This is a genomic window from Nocardioides sp. YIM 152315, from assembly GCF_029210375.1.
GTDB lineage: Bacteria > Actinomycetota > Actinomycetes > Propionibacteriales > Nocardioidaceae > Nocardioides.
In genome coordinates, this window is sequence record NZ_JARGER010000027.1 from 12419 (window position 1) to 28746 (window position 16328).

At 72.9% G+C, this 16328-nt stretch carries 19 protein-coding genes; 10 read left to right on the forward strand and 9 right to left on the reverse strand.

Annotation, left to right across the window (positions count from 1 at the left end; translation table 11 throughout):
- Window positions 1-10: 10 nt before the first annotated feature.
- The 4 genes from PZ894_RS08460 to PZ894_RS08475 all read right to left on the reverse strand — a co-directional run bounded on the left by PZ894_RS08460 (window position 11) and on the right by PZ894_RS08475 (window position 5073).
- The gene (locus PZ894_RS08460) at window positions 11-2422 is read right to left on the reverse strand and encodes an ABC transporter permease (RefSeq protein WP_275744062.1); all 2412 of its coding nucleotides are present in this window, start codon (window positions 2420-2422) and stop codon (window positions 11-13) included.
- Window positions 2419-3183, reverse strand: coding sequence for an ABC transporter ATP-binding protein (locus PZ894_RS08465; RefSeq protein ID WP_275744063.1), 765 nt, complete (start codon window positions 3181-3183; stop codon window positions 2419-2421). Before PZ894_RS08465 ends, PZ894_RS08460 begins: the two co-directional genes overlap by 4 nt.
- 65 nt (window positions 3184-3248) lie before the next feature.
- Window positions 3249-3911, reverse strand: coding sequence for a response regulator transcription factor (locus PZ894_RS08470; protein ID WP_275744064.1), 663 nt, complete (start codon window positions 3909-3911; stop codon window positions 3249-3251).
- Window positions 3912-3921: 10 nt separating this feature from the next.
- Complete coding sequence (locus PZ894_RS08475) at window positions 3922-5073, reverse strand: sensor histidine kinase (RefSeq protein ID WP_275744065.1); 1152 nt, start codon at window positions 5071-5073, stop codon at window positions 3922-3924.
- A gap of 153 nt (window positions 5074-5226) precedes the next feature.
- Here PZ894_RS08475 and PZ894_RS08480 point away from each other — a divergent pair, with 153 nt between their 5' ends.
- The 4 genes from PZ894_RS08480 to PZ894_RS08495 are packed head-to-tail and all read left to right on the forward strand — an operon-like array spanning window position 5227 to window position 7539.
- Complete coding sequence (locus PZ894_RS08480) at window positions 5227-5385, forward strand: DUF4177 domain-containing protein (RefSeq protein WP_275744066.1); 159 nt, start codon at window positions 5227-5229, stop codon at window positions 5383-5385.
- A 5-nt stretch (window positions 5386-5390) separates the two neighbouring features.
- A complete protein-coding gene (locus tag PZ894_RS08485; RefSeq protein ID WP_275744067.1) occupies window positions 5391-5867 on the forward strand; it encodes a RidA family protein in 477 nt (158 codons plus the stop codon).
- Entirely contained in the window at window positions 5864-6733 is an 870-nt protein-coding gene (locus tag PZ894_RS08490) for an NUDIX domain-containing protein (protein WP_275744068.1), read from the forward strand. The genes PZ894_RS08485 and PZ894_RS08490 overlap by 4 nt, the downstream gene beginning before the upstream one ends.
- The gene (locus tag PZ894_RS08495; RefSeq protein WP_275744069.1) at window positions 6730-7539 is read left to right on the forward strand and encodes an MBL fold metallo-hydrolase; all 810 of its coding nucleotides are present in this window, start codon (window positions 6730-6732) and stop codon (window positions 7537-7539) included. Before PZ894_RS08490 ends, PZ894_RS08495 begins: the two co-directional genes overlap by 4 nt.
- Before the next feature lie 165 nt (window positions 7540-7704).
- Here the strand turns inward: PZ894_RS08495 and PZ894_RS08500 are convergent, their stop codons facing one another.
- Complete coding sequence (locus PZ894_RS08500; protein ID WP_275744070.1) at window positions 7705-8211, reverse strand: hypothetical protein; 507 nt, start codon at window positions 8209-8211, stop codon at window positions 7705-7707.
- A 2-nt stretch (window positions 8212-8213) separates the two neighbouring features.
- Between PZ894_RS08500 and PZ894_RS08505 the strand changes: the two genes are divergently transcribed.
- A complete protein-coding gene (locus tag PZ894_RS08505) occupies window positions 8214-8546 on the forward strand; it encodes a DUF559 domain-containing protein (protein ID WP_275744071.1) in 333 nt (110 codons plus the stop codon).
- Window positions 8547-8589: 43 nt separating this feature from the next.
- Here PZ894_RS08505 and PZ894_RS08510 read toward each other — a convergent pair whose 3' ends face one another.
- Entirely contained in the window at window positions 8590-9267 is a 678-nt protein-coding gene (locus PZ894_RS08510; protein WP_275744072.1) for a Crp/Fnr family transcriptional regulator, read from the reverse strand.
- A 145-nt stretch (window positions 9268-9412) separates the two neighbouring features.
- Here PZ894_RS08510 and nth point away from each other — a divergent pair, with 145 nt between their 5' ends.
- Genes nth through PZ894_RS08530 form a run of 4 tightly spaced genes read left to right on the forward strand, consistent with a single transcriptional unit; the run spans window position 9413 to window position 12643 of the window.
- Window positions 9413-10141: an endonuclease III gene (gene nth, locus PZ894_RS08515; protein ID WP_275744073.1), complete on the forward strand. Its 729-nt coding sequence runs from the start codon at window positions 9413-9415 to the stop codon at window positions 10139-10141.
- On the forward strand, window positions 10138-10737 hold the full coding sequence (locus PZ894_RS08520) for a TlpA disulfide reductase family protein (RefSeq protein WP_275744074.1): 600 nt from the start codon (window positions 10138-10140) through the stop codon (window positions 10735-10737). Before nth ends, PZ894_RS08520 begins: the two co-directional genes overlap by 4 nt.
- Complete coding sequence (locus PZ894_RS08525) at window positions 10734-11471, forward strand: CoA pyrophosphatase (protein WP_275744075.1); 738 nt, start codon at window positions 10734-10736, stop codon at window positions 11469-11471. The genes PZ894_RS08520 and PZ894_RS08525 overlap by 4 nt, the downstream gene beginning before the upstream one ends.
- Complete coding sequence (locus tag PZ894_RS08530; RefSeq protein ID WP_275744076.1) at window positions 11468-12643, forward strand: MarP family serine protease; 1176 nt, start codon at window positions 11468-11470, stop codon at window positions 12641-12643. Before PZ894_RS08525 ends, PZ894_RS08530 begins: the two co-directional genes overlap by 4 nt.
- On the opposite strand, the gene PZ894_RS08535 is transcribed toward PZ894_RS08530, so the two are convergent.
- Both PZ894_RS08535 and PZ894_RS08540 read right to left on the reverse strand, forming a co-directional pair.
- A complete protein-coding gene (locus PZ894_RS08535; protein WP_275744077.1) occupies window positions 12640-13047 on the reverse strand; it encodes a phage holin family protein in 408 nt (135 codons plus the stop codon). The two genes, PZ894_RS08530 and PZ894_RS08535, sit on opposite strands and share 4 nt — an antisense overlap.
- A 49-nt stretch (window positions 13048-13096) precedes the next feature.
- Window positions 13097-14371 (reverse strand): ArsB/NhaD family transporter, encoded by a 1275-nt coding sequence (locus PZ894_RS08540; protein ID WP_275744078.1) that lies wholly within the window; start codon window positions 14369-14371, stop codon window positions 13097-13099.
- A 114-nt stretch (window positions 14372-14485) separates the two neighbouring features.
- Here PZ894_RS08540 and PZ894_RS08545 point away from each other — a divergent pair, with 114 nt between their 5' ends.
- Window positions 14486-14956, forward strand: a complete 471-nt coding sequence (locus PZ894_RS08545) for a CBS domain-containing protein (RefSeq protein ID WP_275744079.1) — start codon at window positions 14486-14488, stop codon at window positions 14954-14956.
- On the opposite strand, the gene nhaA is transcribed toward PZ894_RS08545, so the two are convergent.
- Window positions 14943-16289, reverse strand: a complete 1347-nt coding sequence (gene nhaA, locus PZ894_RS08550; RefSeq protein WP_275744080.1) for a Na+/H+ antiporter NhaA — start codon at window positions 16287-16289, stop codon at window positions 14943-14945. The genes PZ894_RS08545 and nhaA overlap by 14 nt on opposite strands.
- Window positions 16290-16328: the final 39 nt, after the last annotated feature.

The window sequence follows — 16328 nt, forward strand, 5'->3', positions numbered from 1 at the left end:
CGCGGGGCCCTCAGTCGAGGCTGAGGCCGGCCGCAGGGGCGACGCGGGCGGCGCGCCGAGCGGGCAGGAGTGCCGAGACGAGGCCGGCGATCCCGGCGACCAGCACGACGAGCGCCAGCTGACCCCACGGCAGCACCATCGCGGCGTCGTCGACCGCCCTGCTCACCAGGGCCTGCACGGCGACCCAGGCGAAGGTCACGCCGATCGCCGTCCCGAGGGCGGTCGCGACCACGGAGAGCAGCACGGCCTCGGTGGCGAGCGTCGCGCGCAGCTGGCGCCGGGTGAGGCCGAGCGCACGGAGCAGGGCGTTCTCGCGGCCGCGCTCGAGCACCGAGAGGCCGAGCGTGTTGCCGATGCCGATCAGTGCGATCACGACGGCGATGCCGAGCAGCGCGACCACGGTGCCGGTGAGGACGTCGAGCTGGAGGGTCACCCACGCGCGGTCCCGCAGGCCGTTGACCAGGTCCGCGCCCGCCGGCCGGGCGAGCGCGTCGAGGTCGCCGCCGAGGTCCTCGGCATCGGCGTCGTCGGAGGCTCGGACCCAGATCGCCCAGGGCTCGGTGGTGCTGGTCAGCGCGGTCAGCGTGGCGGGCGCCACGAGCGCGGCCTCGCCGAAGCCGTCGCCGGTCCGGACCCGCAGGACCTGGCTGTGCGCACCCGCCCGGACGGTGACCTCGGAGCCGTCTGCGAGCCCGTCCATGAGGTCGACCGGCACCCAGACCTCGCCCGGCTCCGGCATCCGCTGAGGCCCGCGGACCACGTCGGCGTCGTCGGTCATCGCGACCACCGGCAGCCGGCCGACGCCGGAGACGGTCGCCGAGGTGCCGGTGAGCGCGACGGTGGAGTCGACGCCCGGCGCCGCACCGACCTCGTCGACGAGGTCCGCGGACAGCGCCCGGTCGGTGCCGGTGAGCGTCACGTCGACCGGGTGGTCCGTGTCGAGGTCGTCCGCGACCGCGCTGCGCGAACTGGCGAGGCCCACCAGCACCGCCGTGGTCAGCGTGACGCCGACGAGCAGGGACGCGGTCGTGGCGGCGGTGCGCCGTGGGTTGCGCACGGCGTTCTCGGCCGCGAGGCGGGCGGGTGCCCCCGCAACCCGCCCGACCGCGCCGCCGACGGCGCGGATGAGTGCCGGGACGAGGACCGGTCCGAGCAGCAGCACGCCGGTGAAGGAGGCGGCCCCGCCGGCCACCATGACGGCCGCGCTCCCCGCGCCGACCGACAGGGCCAGGAGCGCGCCGCCGAGGGCGATCGCGACGACCCCCAGGAGGACCCGCAGCCGGCCGGCGCCGGACCGCACGCCGGTCGAGTCGTCCGGGCGCAGCGCGGCCAGCGGGCTGATGCGCACCACGCGCCGGGTGGGGAGCCAGGCCGCCACCACCGTGACGAGGACGCCGGTGGCGAGGGCACCGGCGTACCACGGCAGCGACGGCACCGGGAACGCCATGGTCCCGGTGGGAAGCGCCGACTTCGCCAGCGCCACCAGTGCGTAGCCGAGCCCGGTGCCGACGCCGAGCCCGAGCAGGGCGGAGACCAGGCCGAGGGCGAGCGCCTCGACCCGCACCGACCGGAGAACCTGACGACGGGTCCCGCCGACGCAGCGCAGCAGCGCGAAGTCGCGGGCGCGCTGGGCGAAGAGGATCGAGAAGGTGTTCGCGATGACCAGCACCGACACGAAGAGCGCGATCGCCGCGAAGATCAGCAGCAGGATCGCCAGCACGTTCACCTCGTTGGTGAGCTCGGCCTGACGGTCCTCGACGAACTCGTCGCGCGGTTGCACCCGCGCGCCCTCGGGCAGGGCCTCGGCGAGGGCGGACGCGCCCGGCCCGGCGTACACCACGGAGTCGACCCAGAGGTCCGAGTCGAGACCGCGCAGGTCCGGCCAGGTGAGGTAGAGCTGCGCCCCGACGCTGGCCGACGGGGTGTCGACGAGGCCGACGAGCGTGGCCTCGACCGCGTCCCGGCCGGTGCCGACCTCGACGATGTCACCGATCGCGACCTCCTCGCCCTTCACCGAGTTGGCGTCGGCGACGACCTCGCCGGGCTGCTCGGGGAAGCGGCCGTCGCGGAGCACCTGCCAGCGCAGGTCGGGGTCGGTCGCGATCGCGCCGACGTCGGTGCGCTCGCCGAGGAGAGCGTCGCCGACCCGCACGGACTGGGGAGTCCAGCCGAGGACGGCGGCGGAGTCGCCGTCGGCCTCCGCCCGGTCGACGACGCGCTCCGCCTGGTCGGCGTCCACGTCGCTGACGACGACGTCGGCGCCGCGGTAGGGCAGCTCGACGCCGGCGACCAGGCCGGCCCTGGTCGCGTCCGAGAGCAGGCTGGTGACGACGACGAACGCTACCCCGATGACCACGGCCACCGCCGCCGAGACGTAGCGGCGGGTGTGGGTGCGCAGCGACGCGCGCAGCACCGTCCTCATCGAGCGTCCCCCCGGAGAGTGGCGACCAGCTGCTCGGTCGACGGCTCGGTGAGGTGCGCCCGGATCCGTCCGTCCGCGATCACGACGACGTCGTCGGCGTACGCCGCGGCGTCGAGCTCGTGCGTCACCATGACGACGGTCTGGCCGAGCTCGCGCACCGAGCGGCGCAGGAAGCCGAGCACCTCGGCCGACGCCTCGCTGTCGAGGTTGCCGGTCGGCTCGTCGGCGAACACGATGTCGGGCTGGCTGACCAGCGCGCGGGCGATCGCCACCCGCTGCTGCTGACCGCCGGAGAGCTCCGACGGGCGATGGCCCAGCCGGTCGCGGATGCCGAGGACGTCGACGACCAGGTCGTGGCGGTCGCGGACCTCGGCGTCGACGCGGCGGCCGGCGAGCTCGAGCGGGAGCAGCACGTTCTGGCCCGCGGTCAGCATGGGCAGCAGGTTGAAGGACTGGAAGATGAAGCCGATGTGCTCTCGCCGGAAGACGGTCAGCGCGGTGTCGTCCATGTCCTCCAGGGCGCGGCCGGCGACCTCGACGGCACCGGCGGTGGGCGTGTCGAGGCCCGCCAGGCAGTGCATCAGGGTCGACTTGCCCGAGCCGGACGGGCCCATGATCGCGGTGAAGCGGCCGGCCGGCAGGTCGAGGTCGACGCCGCGGAGGGCGTGCACGGCGGTGTGGTCGGAGTCGCCGTGGCCGTAGACGCGGGTGAGGCCGCGGGCCCGGGCCGCGACGCGGACGGAGGTCTGGGTGATCGTCATGACGAGGACGATCCCGGCTCCCGGCGCCCGGATCGTCAGCCCGCGGGCCGGACCCGGCGTACGACTCAGGTCGTACGCGCCAGCCCGGTCTCGTACGCCAGCACGACCAGCTGCACCCGGTCGCGCGAGCCGGTCTTGGCGAGCAGCCGGCCGACGTGAGTCTTCACCGTCGCCTCGGCGACCACGAGCTCGGCGGCGATCTCGGTGTTGGTCCGGCCGCGTCCGACCAGCACGAGCACCTCGCGCTCGCGGTCGGTCAACCCGGCCAGCCGGTCGTCCGTCGTGGTGCCCGCGGCATCGGGCAGCACCGCCGCGAACCGGTCGAGCAGCCGGCGGGTCGTGCTCGGCGCGACGACGGAGTCGCCCGCGTGCACGGTGCGGATCGCGGCGAGCAGGTCCTCGGGTGGGGCGTCCTTGAGCAGGAACGCCGCGGCGCCGGCCTTGATCGCCGAGAACGCGTACTCGTCCAGGTCGAAGGTCGTCAGCACCACCACCCGCGGGAGCTCGCCGCGCGCGGTCAGCTCGCGGGTCGCGGCGACGCCGTCCATGCGCGGCATCCGGACGTCCATCAGCACGACGTCGGCCGCCGTCACCGCGAGCCGCTGCACCGCCTCACCGCCGTCGCCGGCCTCGCCGACGACCTCCATGTCGGGCTGGCTGTCGACGAGCATCCGGAAGCCGCCGCGCACGAGCTGCTGGTCGTCGACCAGGAAGACCCTGATGCTCACGGCGTCCACCTCACAGGGGAAGCCTCGCAGCCACCCGCCAGCCGCCGCCCGGGCGGGGCCCGGCCTCGAGCGTGCCGCCGTGGGCCGTGACCCGCTCGCGCATGCCGACGAGCCCGAGTCCGTGCCCCTCGTCGGCGGTCCCGGTGCCGCGGCCCTCGTCCTCGACCAGCACGGACACCGCGTCGCTCACCACCACCTCGACGCGCGCGCGAGCGTCGGGACCGGCGTGCCGGCGTACGTTCGTGAGCGCCTCCTGGACGACGCGGTAGGTCGTGAGCGCGATCCCGTCCGGCACCACCGCCGTCGGGTCCGGCAGCGCCGCGTCGACGTGGTCGCCGACCACCAGGCCGGCGAGGTCCGGCAGCCCCGGCTGCGGCCGGAGGCCGGTCCCCTCGCCCGAGCGGAGCAGGCCGAGCATCCGGCGCATCTCGGTGAGCGACTCCCGGCCGGTCACGGCGATCGTCTCCAGGGCACCGGCGGCGACGGCGGGGTCGTGCCGCGCGGCGTACCGGGCGCCGTCGGCCTGCACCACGATCGTCGACAGCCCGTGGGCGACCACGTCGTGCATCTCCCGGGCGATCCGGGCGCGCTCGTCGGAGGCCGCGAGGGCGACCTGCTGGGCAGCCTCCCGCTGGATCTGCTCGGCCCGCTCGACCAGCGCGTCGACGTACGCCCGACGCGTGCGGGCCAGGGCGCCGAGCGCCCACGCGCTGACCACGATCGTGGTGATCGTGACGACGTAGGCGATCACCGGGTCGGCCTCGAGCGTGCCCCCGAAGCCGAGGACCCAGCGCATCGCCGCCACCACGGCGCCGCACACGCCCACACCGACCGCGGCGAGGCCCCAGCCGATCGACGCGTAGCGGGCGACCGAGTACGTCGCGACGGGGAAGGCGACCTGGCTCCACAGGGGGACGTCGAGCAGGGCCGCCTGCGCGGCACTGGCGGTCGCGACGACCGCGAAGACGACGAGCGCGTGGTGGCGCCGCCAGTAGAGGGGGACCAGCTGCGCCAGGGACACCACGAGGCCGACCCACCCGGCGCCGGTGAGCGGCGTCGCGAGCGCCGGAAGCAGCAGCCCGGTCGCGAGCGCCACGTCGAACCACCGTTGGGCGCGCACGCCCAGCCGCCAGGGCCGGTCGTCGTGGGGCGCGAGGGTCACGGCGCGACCCTAGACCGGGTGCCCGGGTGGGCGCGTCCAACCACGGGTGGACGGCCCGTACGTCGCGAGTAGGGTGCGAGCCATGAGCACCCCAAGAAACCGCTCGCTCCAGTCGCTGCGCTCCCACCGCTCACGCTTCCTCGGGGACCCCGCATGACCAAGTGGGAGTACCTGACCGCGCCGATCCTCACGCACGCGGCGAAGCAGATCCTGGACAACTTCGGCGCCGACGGGTGGGAGCTCGTGCAGATCGCGCCGGGCATGAACCCGGAGAACCTGGTCGGCTACTTCAAGCGTCCGGTCGAGGGGTGAGCGGGATGAGCGCAGCAGAGGAGCGCCTCGCCGGGCTCGGGCTCTCGGTGCCCGAGGTGCCCACGCCGGTCGCGGTCTACGTCCCCGCGGTCGTCTCCGACGACCTGGTCTTCACCTCCGGTCAGCTGCCGATGAAGAACGGCGAGCTGATGCTGACCGGCAAGGTCGGCGGGGAGGTCGGACTCGAGGAGGCGGCCGCCTGCGCGGAGCAGTGTGCGCTCAACGCGATCGCCGCCGTGAAGTCGAGGGTCGGCGACCTCGACCGGGTGGTGCAGGTCGTCAAGGTGGTCGTGTTCGTGGCGTCGACGCCCGACTTCACCGGCCAGCCGCAGGTCGCCAACGGCGCGTCCGAGCTGCTCGGCAAGGTCTTCGGCGACGCGGGCGTGCACGCCCGGTCGGCCGTCGGCGTACCCGTGCTGCCGCTCGACTCGCCGGTCGAGGTCGAGGTCGTCGTCCGGGTCGCCCCGGGGTCTGCGGAGTGAGGATCCCGCTCCCGCCGGTGCCGCTGCCGGACCGGCTGGTCGAGCTCGCGCGCGAGTTCGACGACGGCCGGCAGACGCCGGTCGAGCCGCGCAACGCCGCGACGGTGATCCTGATGCGCCCCTCGGACGAGGGTCCGGAGGTCTACTACCTGCGTCGCCAGGTCTCGATGGACTTCGCGGGCGGCATGTGCGTCTACCCCGGCGGCGGCGTGGACCCGCGCGACTTCGACGCCACGGTGGCGTGGGCCGGGCCGTCCCCGACGGAGTGGGCGACGCGGCTCGGCTGCGACGAAGACACCGCCCGGGCGCTGGTGTGCGCCGCGGTGCGGGAGACGTTCGAGGAGTCGGGGGTGCTGCTGGCCGGCACGTCGGAGACCGACGTCGTCGCCGACACGACGGCCGACGACTGGGAGGCCGACCGGGTCGCGCTGGAGACGCGGGAGCTGTCGATGACCGACTTCCTCAACCGGCGCGGGCTGGTGCTGCGCACCGACCTGCTCGGCGTGTGGGACGCGTGGTTGACGCCGATCTTCGAGCCGAAGCGCTTTCGCACCTGGTTCTTCGTGGCCTCCCTGCCGACCGGGCAGGTGACGCGCGACGTCTCGACCGAGTCGTCCTCGGTGGAGTGGATCCCGGCCCGGGCCGCCGTCGTCCAGGCCGATGCGGGCGAGCTGGCGCTGATGCCCCCGACGTACCTCACCTCGATGGAGGTCGGGGAGCACGACTCCCCGGAGGCGGTGCTGTCCGTGGCCGCCGCTCGCTCGGTCGAGATGTTCTGCCCGTCGGTCGAGCCGCTCGGCGCGGGGTGGACGCTCTCGATGCCCGAGCGGCTGCGCCCGCTCGTCGCCGATCGTCGTCGCGCATGAGCGCCTGGTCGGGCGGCTCCTTCGGGTCGCGGGGGCGGTGCCTGCTGGCGCCCAACCCCGGGATCATGACGCTCGACGGCACCAACACCTGGGTGCTGCAGGAGCCCGGGGCCTCGGCCTCGGTCGTCGTCGACCCGGGTCCGATCGAGGACGGCCACCTCGAGCGCCTCACCTCGGAGCTGGGAGACGTCGGGCTGGTGCTGCTCACCCATCACCACTTCGACCACGCGGAGGTGGCGGCGGAGTTCGCGCGGCGCAAGGGTTGCGCCGTACGCGCGCTCTATCCGTCGCTGTGCGTGGACGCCGACCCGCTGACCGACGGCGAGTCGATCGACGTCGACGGGCTGTCGGTGCGGGTGCTCACCACCCCCGGCCACACCGCGGACTCGATCTCGCTGCTGCTTCCCGCCGACGGCGCGCTGCTGACCGGCGACATGGTGCTCGGGCGTGGCACGACCGTCGTCGCGCACCCCGACGGGCAGCTCGGCCCGTACTTCTCGTCCATCGAGCGGATGCGCGCCCTCGCCGCGTCCGGCGACGTGCGCGCCCTGTGGCCCGCCCACGGGCCGGTCCTCGACGACGCCCTCGGCGTGCTCGACTTCTACCTCGCCCACCGCCGCGAGCGGCTCGCCCAGGTCGAGCGCGCCCTCGCGGAGCTCTCCGTCCCGATCTCGCCCGACCTCGCCGAGGACCAGTCGCTGCCCCGCCAGGTCGTCGAGGTCGTGTACGCCGACGTCGACGAGTCGCTCTGGGACGCCGCCGAGCTCTCCGTCCGCGCCCAGCTCGCCCACCTCGCCCACCGTTGAATCGAGACCTCTGACGGTCGAGTCGAGACTTCTCGACATTCGAATCGAGACTTTCGGTCATCCACAACTTCGCGATCCACGGGTGAGTGGCGGGCGTCGGCTGGGGAGCGTCCTTCCATGGGGACCTGGCCCGACGTTCCGTTCGCGTACGGCGACCTGCCGGCTTCAACGCTGCGACGCGCGCAGCGGAGCGGTGACGTCCGGCCCGTCGTCCGCGGCGTGTACGTCTCGAATCATGTGCCCGACTCGATCGAGCTTCGGGCACGAGCCGTCGCCCTCGTCCTGAAGCCGCACCACGTCGTCACCGATCGCACGGCGGCGTGGCTGCACGGTGTCGATGCGCATGTCTACGCCGAGCACGACAGCGCGCCGCCGATCGAGACGTGCGCGCTCCGTTGGCACGCTCCGACCAAGGTGTCCGGGGTCGACGGTCGGACTCGCGACCTGCGCCCGCCGGACGTGATGACGTTGCACGGTGTCTGCGTGACGACTCCGCTGCGCACGGCACTCGATCTCGGGTGCTGCCTCAAGCGGCGGGAGGCCTTCGCCGCGATGGTCATGCTCGCGCGGCTCCACGACTTCACCGCGCACGAGCTGGAGCGTGAGCTCGGCCGCTACCGCCGGCGCCGAGGAGTCATCCAGCTGCGTGGCCTGGCCGGTCTGTCGACCCACGCATGGAGTCTCAACGGGAGGCGTGGGTCTACCTGGACATCGTCGACGCCGGGCTGCCGCTGCCCGAGCCGCAGGCATGGATCGAGATCGATGGCGTGCCGACGTACCGGCTGGACTTCGCCTACAGGCGGGCGCGCGTCGTCGTCGAGTACGACGGCGAGGAGGCTCACGCGGGCCGGGACGCCGAGGACGAGGAACGTCGAGACTGGCTGCGGCGCCATGGCTGGACCGTCATCGTCGTTCGCAGAGGTGATTTCACCGATGCCAGACGCGATCGATGGCTTCGTGAGCTCCGCGCGGCGCTCCAGCCGCCGTACTCGAACCGCCGCTGGTGACCGAAACTCTCGATTCGAGTGACGAGAAGTCTCGATTCAACCGTCAGCGGGCGCGGCGGGCGAGGCGCTCGACGTCCATGATCACGACGGAGCGGGGTTCGAGGCGCAGCCAGCCACGGGAGGCGAAGTCGGCGAGCGCCTTGTTGACGGTCTCGCGGGAGGCGCCGACCAGCTGGGCGAGCTCCTCCTGGGTGAGGTCGTGGTGGACGTGCACGCCGTCGTCGGCGGTGCGGCCGAAGCGGTCGGCGAGGTCGAGCAGCGCCTTGGCGACCCGGCCGGGGACGTCGGAGAAGACCAGGTCGGCGACGACGTCGTTGGCCTTGCGCAGCCGGCCGGCGAGCTGGGCGAGCAGGCCGCGGGCCACGACGGGCCGGCCCTCGAGCCAGCGCAGCAGGTCCTCGTGGGAGAGCGAGGCGAACGTCGCGTCGGTGACCGCGGTCACGGTCGCCGAGCGCGGGCCGGGGTCGAAGAGCGAGAGCTCGCCGAACATCTGTCCCGGGCCGAGGATCGCCAGGAGGTTCTCGCGGCCGTCGGACGACGTGCGCCCGAGCTTCACCTTGCCGTCGAGCACGATGTAGAGCTTGTCGCCCGAGTCGCCCTCGTGGAAGAGGACGTCCCCGCGGCGCAGCCGCGTCTCGGCCATCGACGCCCGCAGCGCGGTCGCCGCCTCGTCGTCGAGCGCGCTGAAGAGCGGTGCCTGACGCAGCACGTCGTTGTCCACGGATCCTCCTCGAGACCTTCCCGCGAGCGCACGGGTTCCGCCGCCGATCCTAGCCAGTGGGGAACTTCACAGACAGCAGCGGCCCCCGCAAGTCGTCGGAGAGGGCGAATCGGAGGTGTCGGCGCCGCGCCGTACGCTGGGCCGCGTGTCCGACGCGCCCGAGACCGTGATCAGCAGCGGGGAGACCCGCACCGGACTGGTGCGGCGCGCCCGCAAGATCGACCGGGTGCTGGCCGAGACCTACCCGGACGCCCACTGCGAGCTCGACTTCGACGACCCGTTCCAGCTGCTGGTGGTGACGGTGCTGTCGGCGCAGACGACCGACAAGCGGGTCAACGCGGTGCGGCCGACCCTGTTCGCGGCGTACCCCGACGCGAAGGCGATGGCCGCCGCCGACCGGGCGACGCTCGAGGGCATCGTCGGCCCGCTCGGCTTCTTCCGCGCCAAGACCGAGTCGCTGCTCAAGCTGAGCGCCGCGCTGGTCGAGCACCACGACGGACAGGTGCCGCCGCGCCTCGACGACCTGGTCAAGCTCCCGGGCGTCGGCCGCAAGACCGCGAACGTCGTGCTCGGCAACGCGTTCGGCATCCCGGGCATCACCGTCGACACCCACTTCGGGCGGCTGGTCCGCCGGTTCGGCTGGACCGAGGAGACCGATCCGGTCAAGGTCGAGCACGCGATCGGCGACCTCTTCGAGAAGAAGGACTGGACGATGCTCAGCCACCACCTGATCTGGCACGGGCGCCGCCGCTGCCACGCGCGCAACCCCGCGTGCGGCGCCTGCCCGGTCGCGAAGTGGTGCCCGGCGTACGGCGAGGGCCCGACCGACCCCGTCGCCGCGGCCAAGCTGGTCAAGACCGAGGGCAGAGCATGAGGCGAGCCCTGCTGGCCGTCGCGACGGCGGCCGTGCTGCTGCTGTCCGGGTGCACCGACGACGTGCCCGCGCCCGGCAGGGTGGACGTCGACGTCGACACCCCGCAGCTTCGGGAGCTGAAGGCCGAGGCCGGCATCGAGGACTGCGCGCCCGGCACCGCCGAGGAGGGCGGGCTGCCGGCGATCACCCTGCCGTGCCTGGGCGGAGGGCCCGACGTCGACCTCGCGACGCTCGACGGACCGATGATCGTCAACCTGTGGCAGTCGTTCTGCGATCCGTGCCGGCGCGAGATGCCCGCGCTGCAGCAGTTCCACGAGAGGTACGGCGACCGGGTGGCGGTCCTCGGCATCGACTCGGCCGACCTGCAGCCGCTGGCCGCGCTGGAGTTCGCGCAGAAGACCGGCGTGACCTACCCGCTGCTGGCCGACCCGAACGGCGACCTCAGCGCCGCGGACCCGTTCCCGTTCATCCGCGGGTATCCCTATCTCGCGATCCTCGACGCGGACGGCACGCTGGTCTACCAGAAGTTCGGCGGCGTCGACTCCTACGGCGAGCTCGTCGAGCTGGTCGAGGACAACCTCGAGGTCGCCCTGTGAGCGACGGGCCGACACCGGGCCTCCCCGACTGGCTGCGCCCCGTCGAGCGGGCGGCGCGCCAGATCCAGGCCGAGGACCTCACCCGCTTCGTGCCGCCGCCGGGCGGCGATGCGCGGCGCGGCGCCGTGCTCATGCTGTTCGGCGAGGGACCGCACGGCGGGGAGCTGCTGCTCACCGAGCGCGCCCACGACATGCGCTCCCACCCCGGCCAGGTGTCCTTCCCCGGGGGATCGGTCGACGCCGGCGAGGACGTGGTCGAGGCCGCCCTGCGTGAGGCGGACGAGGAGGTCGGCGTCGACCCGGGCACGGTCACGGTGTTCGGGCGGCTGCCCGAGCTCTGGCTGCCGCCGAGCAACTTCGCCGTCACCCCCGTCCTCGGCTGGTGGGCCGAGCCCACGGAGGTCTCGGTGGTGAGCCACGCCGAGGTCCACGCGATCCACCACGTGCCGCTCGCCGAGCTCGTCGACCCCTCCCACCGCATCACCGTGCGGATGCCGCGTGGCGGCTACCAGAGCCCCGGCTTCCTCATCGGTCCAGACCACGACGTCATCCTGTGGGGATTCACCGGCGGGATCATCGCCCGGCTGCTGGACTTCCTCGGGTGGTCCGTCCCGTGGGACGAGTCCCGCGTGCGCGACCTGCCCGCTTACATGTTCACCGGGCAGGAGCGGCGCGGACGCAGCGCGGACCTGCTCGACATCGACGACGACCAGCGCCGCGGGGGTGCCAGGTGAACCTGCTCGACTGGCTGCTCGTCGTGCTCGTCCTCGCCTATGCGCTCTCCGGCTACTGGCAGGGCTTCATCACCGGAGCGTTCGCGACGACCGGCCTGCTGCTCGGCGGCCTCTTCGGCGTCTGGCTCGCCCCGACCGCGCTCGGCGACGCCGACCCGTCGATGCTGGTCTCGCTGGGCGCGCTCTTCATCGTGATCCTGGCGGCGTCGCTCGGCCAGGCGCTCTTCCAGTTCGCCGGCTCCCGCATCCGCGAGCGCATCACGTGGCAGCCCGCGCGGGCCGTCGACGCGGCCGGCGGCGCCGTGCTCAGCGCGGTGGCGGTCCTGCTGGTGGCGTGGGCGCTCGGCGTCGCGATCTCCGGATCGCGGATCGAGGGCATCACCCCGATGGTGCGCGACTCCCGCGTGCTCTCGAGCGTCGACGACGTGCTGCCCGACAGCGCCGACGGCGCGCTGCAGGCGTTCAACAACGTCGTGGGTACGACGTTCTTCCCGCGCTACCTCGAGCCGTTCGCCCCGGAGCGGATCGTCGAGGTCGGCCCCGGGCCGCGGCGGCTGTTGAAGGACCCGGACGTGGAGCGCGCGGCCGACAGCGTCGTGAAGATCCGCGGCACCAACGAGTGCGGTCGCGGCGTCGAGGGTTCCGGCTTCCTCTACGCGCAGAACCGGCTGATGACCAACGCCCACGTCGTCGCCGGCGTCGACGACCCCGAGGTCGTCGTCGGCGAGACGACGCTGCCCGCCTCGGTCGTCTACTACAACCCCGACGTCGACGTGGCGGTGCTGGCCTACGACAGCGGTGCTACCGACCTGCTCGACCTCGACCGCACCGCGGGGGCGGGTGATGGGGTCGCGGTGCTCGGCTACCCCGAGGACGGGCCGTACGACGTGCAGCCCGCGCGGATCCGGTCGCAGCAGCGGCTGCGCTCGCCCGACATCTACGGCGGCGGCACGGTCATCCGGGACGTCTACTCCTTGCGCGGCCTGATCCGGCCCGGCAACTCCGGCGGCCCGATCGTGTCGTCGCGCGGCGACGTGGTGGGCGTGGTGTTCGCAGCGTCGGTCAACGACCACGACACCGGCTACGCGCTGACGGCCGGGCAGGTCGCCGAGGCCGCCGCGGCCGGGGTCGCCGGTGCCGACGAGGTCGACACCCAGGGCTGTGCCGGCTAGCTCTTGCCCTTCAGCGCCTTCGGGATCTCCTTGCCCTGCTCGATCGCGCGCTCGGGGGCGCGGACCCGCTTCACCTGGCGCACCCCGACGTACACCAGCAGCGCGGCGACCAGCAGGTAGAAGCCGAAGACGATCAGCAATGCCCAGTGCAGGGCCAGGCCGTCGCCGTTCCAGTTGATGAAGTAGGCGATCGCGACCGACAGCATGATCACGGCGAGGACCAGCAGGAAAGCCGCGGCGAGGAACAGACCGATGCCGGTGCCGCCGGCGCGGACGCTGACCTTGAGCTCGGACTTCGCGAGCTGGATCTCCTTCTGGATCAGCGTGGAGATGTCCTTGGTGGCGTCGTGCACCAACCGACCGATGGTCGGATCCTCGTCCTGCACCTGCTGGGCCATGCTCATCCTCGGATCGATCGGCTGCTGACGGGACCGACCTTACCGATCGGCTGACTCAGAGGTACCGCAGCCACAGGTAAGGCATGCACAAGGTCACCGTGACGGCGGTGACGACCAGGCCGTACTTCGTGAACTCCCAGAACCCGATGTGGTGGCCCTCGCGGTCGGCGATGCCCAGCGCCACCACGTTGGCGGAGGCGCCGATCGCCGTGGCGTTGCCGCCGAGGTCCGCACCGAGGGCGAGCGCCCACCAGAGGACCTGGCCGTCGCCGTGCTGCGCCGCGACGAGCTCGGCGACGATGGGACTCATCGTCGCGACGTAGGGGATGTTGTCGACGATGGCGGAGATCAGCGCCGACCCGCCCAGGAGGCCGAAGGTGGCGAGCCCGAGTCGACCCTCGGTCGCGTCCGCGGTGGCCTCCGCGACCCGACCGATCACCCCGGCCTCGACCAGGCCGCCGACCATCACGAAGAGGCCGGCGAAGAAGGCGAGGGTCGGCCACTCGACCTCGCGGAGGGCGTCGGAGACCTCCACCTCGGTGATGAGGAGGAGCAGGCCGGCTCCGAGCAGCGCGACGACCGAGGGCTCGTAGTGCAGCACCGGGTGGAGCACGAACGCGGCGATGACCAGGGCGAGCACGGCCAGGGACTTGACCAGCAGCCCGGGGTTGGTGATCGCCTCCCGCTCGTTGAGCAACATCACCGAGGCGGCGCGCTCCGCGTCGTACCGGAACTCACGCCGGAACAGCCATCGGCAGAGCAGGCAGAAGGCGACGATGAGCACCACGACGATCGGTGCGAGGTGGACGAGGAAGTCGTTGAAGCTGAGGTCACCGCGGGCCGCGATGATGATGTTCGGGGGGTCGCCGACCAGGGTCGCGGCGCCGCCGATGTTGGACGCGAACACCTCGGCCATCAGGTACGGCGTCGGCCGCAGGTCGAGCCGCTGGCACACCAGGAAGGTCACCGGGGCGATGAGCAGGATGGTCGTGACGTTGTCGAGCAGCGCCGAGGCCACCGCCGTCAGGACGCACAGCATCACCATGAGCTGGTAGGGCCGGCCCCGGGTGCGTTTGGCCGACCAGATCGCGACGTACTCGAAGACGCCGGTCTGCCTCAGGACCGCGACGATCATCATCATCCCGAGCAGCAGGAAGATGACGTTCCACTCGATCCCGGTCTCCTCGGAGAAGAACGCGTGCTCGGAGTCGGTGATCCGCAGCAGCAGCATCAGGGACGCACCGCCGAGCGCGACCGCGGTGCGATGCACCTTCTCGGTCACCAGCAGGACGTAGGCACCGACGAAGATGGCGATGGCTGCGATGGCCACGGCGGCTCCTCAGGGGTCGGGTCGTCGATGCCGACCAGACTTCCCGGCACGCCCCGGCCGACCCTATCCCGCGACCGGCCGTGGCCCCGGCACCGGTGGGATAGCGTCGGCGGCGTGAAGGCGTCTGAGCTCGCGAAGCCCTACCCGGTCGTCGCGCAGGGGAGCGGTGCCGTCGACGCCGCCCGACTCCTCACCGAGGAGCAGCGGCCGGGACTGATCGTGGTCGACGACGACGACCATCCGGTCGCCGTGCTGCCGGGCTCGCAGGTGCTGCGCCTGGTGATTCCCGGCTACATCCGCGACGACCGCACCCTGGCGGGCGTGGTGGACGACGACTTCGTCGACCACATGTGCGATGCGCTCGAGCACAAGACGGTGGTCGAGCTGCTGCCGCGGGACCGGTCCCGGCTACCGGTGGTCGGGCCCGACGAGTCGCTGCTGGCGGTCGCCGCACTCATGGCCGCGGAGCGGAGCCCGATCGTCGCGGTGGTCCAGGGCCCCGGGACCAAGGGCGCGCTGCTCGGCGCGATCACGTTGACGTCCGTGCTCGCTGCGTTGCTGCCCGGCCGGATCACCGATCCGTGACGGACTCGAATGCGTCGGGCACCCCGTCGTGGTCGCTGTCGATCTCCTCGGCCTCGCAGATCCGCCGATAGACGCGGTTGCGCAGGCGGAGCACCACGGCCGCGATCGAGGCGGCGACCACCGAGCCCACCAGCACCGCGACCTTCACCCGCTCGCCGGTCGTCGAGTGGTCGTCGAACGCGAGCTCGCCGATCAGCAGTGAGACCGTGAAGCCGATGCCGGCGAGCATCGCCATGCCGACGACGTCGAGCCACGAGAGCTCGTCGTCGAGGTCGGCGCGGGTGAAGGTGCGCAGCAGCCAGGTGCTGGCGACGATGCCCAGCGGCTTCCCGAGGACGAGCCCGCAGACGATGCCGAGCGCGACCCGGTCGCTCATCGAGTCCGTCAGGCCCGCCCAGCCGCCGATGTGGACGCCGGCCGCGAAGAACGCGAAGGCGGGCACGGCGAAGCCGGCGGAGACCGGCCGCACGAGGTGCTCGAGGTGCTCGGCGAGCCCGGGACCCTGCTCGCCGTCGCGGCGCAGGACCGGCACGGTGAAGGCGAGCAGGACGCCCGCGACCGTGGCGTGCACGCCGGACTCGTGCACCAGCGTCCAGGCGACGACGGCCAGCGGGATGAGCAGCCACCAGCGGTGCACGTGCCGCTGCACGAGGAGCCCGAACGCCGCGATCGGGAGCAGCGCGAGCGCGAGGTAGGGCAGGTGCAGGTCGTCGGTGTAGAACAGGGCGATCACCGTGATCGCGAGGAGGTCGTCGACGACCGCGAGGGTGAGGAGGAAGGTCCGCAGCCCCGACGGAAGGTGGGTGCTGATCACGGCGAGCACCGCGACCGCGAAGGCGATGTCGGTCGCAGTGGGGACGGCCCAGCCGACCAGGTCGTCGGTGCCCAGGTTCCAGAGCACGTAGATGAGGGCCGGCGCCGCCATGCCTCCGACCGCGGCGACGACGGGCAGCGCGGCGCGGCGGGGGTCCCGGAGGTCGCCGGCGACGAACTCCCGCTTGAGCTCGAGCCCGGCGACGAAGAAGAAGATCGCCAGGAGCCCGTCGGCGGCCCACAGTCCGACGGGCAGGTCGAGGTGCACGACCTCAGGCCCGACGACGGCGTCCCGGAGGTCGAAGTAGGAGCCTCCCCAGGGGGTGTTCGCCCAGACGAGCGCGACCGCCGCGGCGACGATGAGGATCAGGCCGCCCGTGGTCTCGGCCCGCAGGATCTCGGCGGCGCGCGAGCTCTCCAGCCACGAGCCCCGGGCGAAGAGCCGCGCCGTACGACGTGGCGCTCGCCCATCCCGGGGGTCGTCGCGAGGGGCGTCGCGGGGCTCGTCGGTGGGGCTCACGCTGCTCCTCGGGGTAGGTCGAGTCGACTGCCGACCAGA

Coding starts and splice junctions, on each gene's coding strand:
- PZ894_RS08495 (WP_275744069.1), top strand. CDS start 6,730: ATGAGCGCCTGGTCGGGCGGCTCCTTCGGGTCGCGGGGGCGGTGCCTG.
- PZ894_RS08485 (WP_275744067.1), top strand. CDS start 5,391: ATGAGCGCAGCAGAGGAGCGCCTCGCCGGGCTCGGGCTCTCGGTGCCC.
- PZ894_RS08505 (WP_275744071.1), top strand. CDS start 8,214: ATGGAGTCTCAACGGGAGGCGTGGGTCTACCTGGACATCGTCGACGCC.
- PZ894_RS08480 (WP_275744066.1), top strand. CDS start 5,227: ATGACCAAGTGGGAGTACCTGACCGCGCCGATCCTCACGCACGCGGCG.
- PZ894_RS08520 (WP_275744074.1), top strand. CDS start 10,138: ATGAGGCGAGCCCTGCTGGCCGTCGCGACGGCGGCCGTGCTGCTGCTG.
- PZ894_RS08535 (WP_275744077.1), bottom strand. CDS start 13,047: ATGAGCATGGCCCAGCAGGTGCAGGACGAGGATCCGACCATCGGTCGG.
- PZ894_RS08465 (WP_275744063.1), bottom strand. CDS start 3,183: ATGACGATCACCCAGACCTCCGTCCGCGTCGCGGCCCGGGCCCGCGGC.
- PZ894_RS08460 (WP_275744062.1), bottom strand. CDS start 2,422: ATGAGGACGGTGCTGCGCGCGTCGCTGCGCACCCACACCCGCCGCTAC.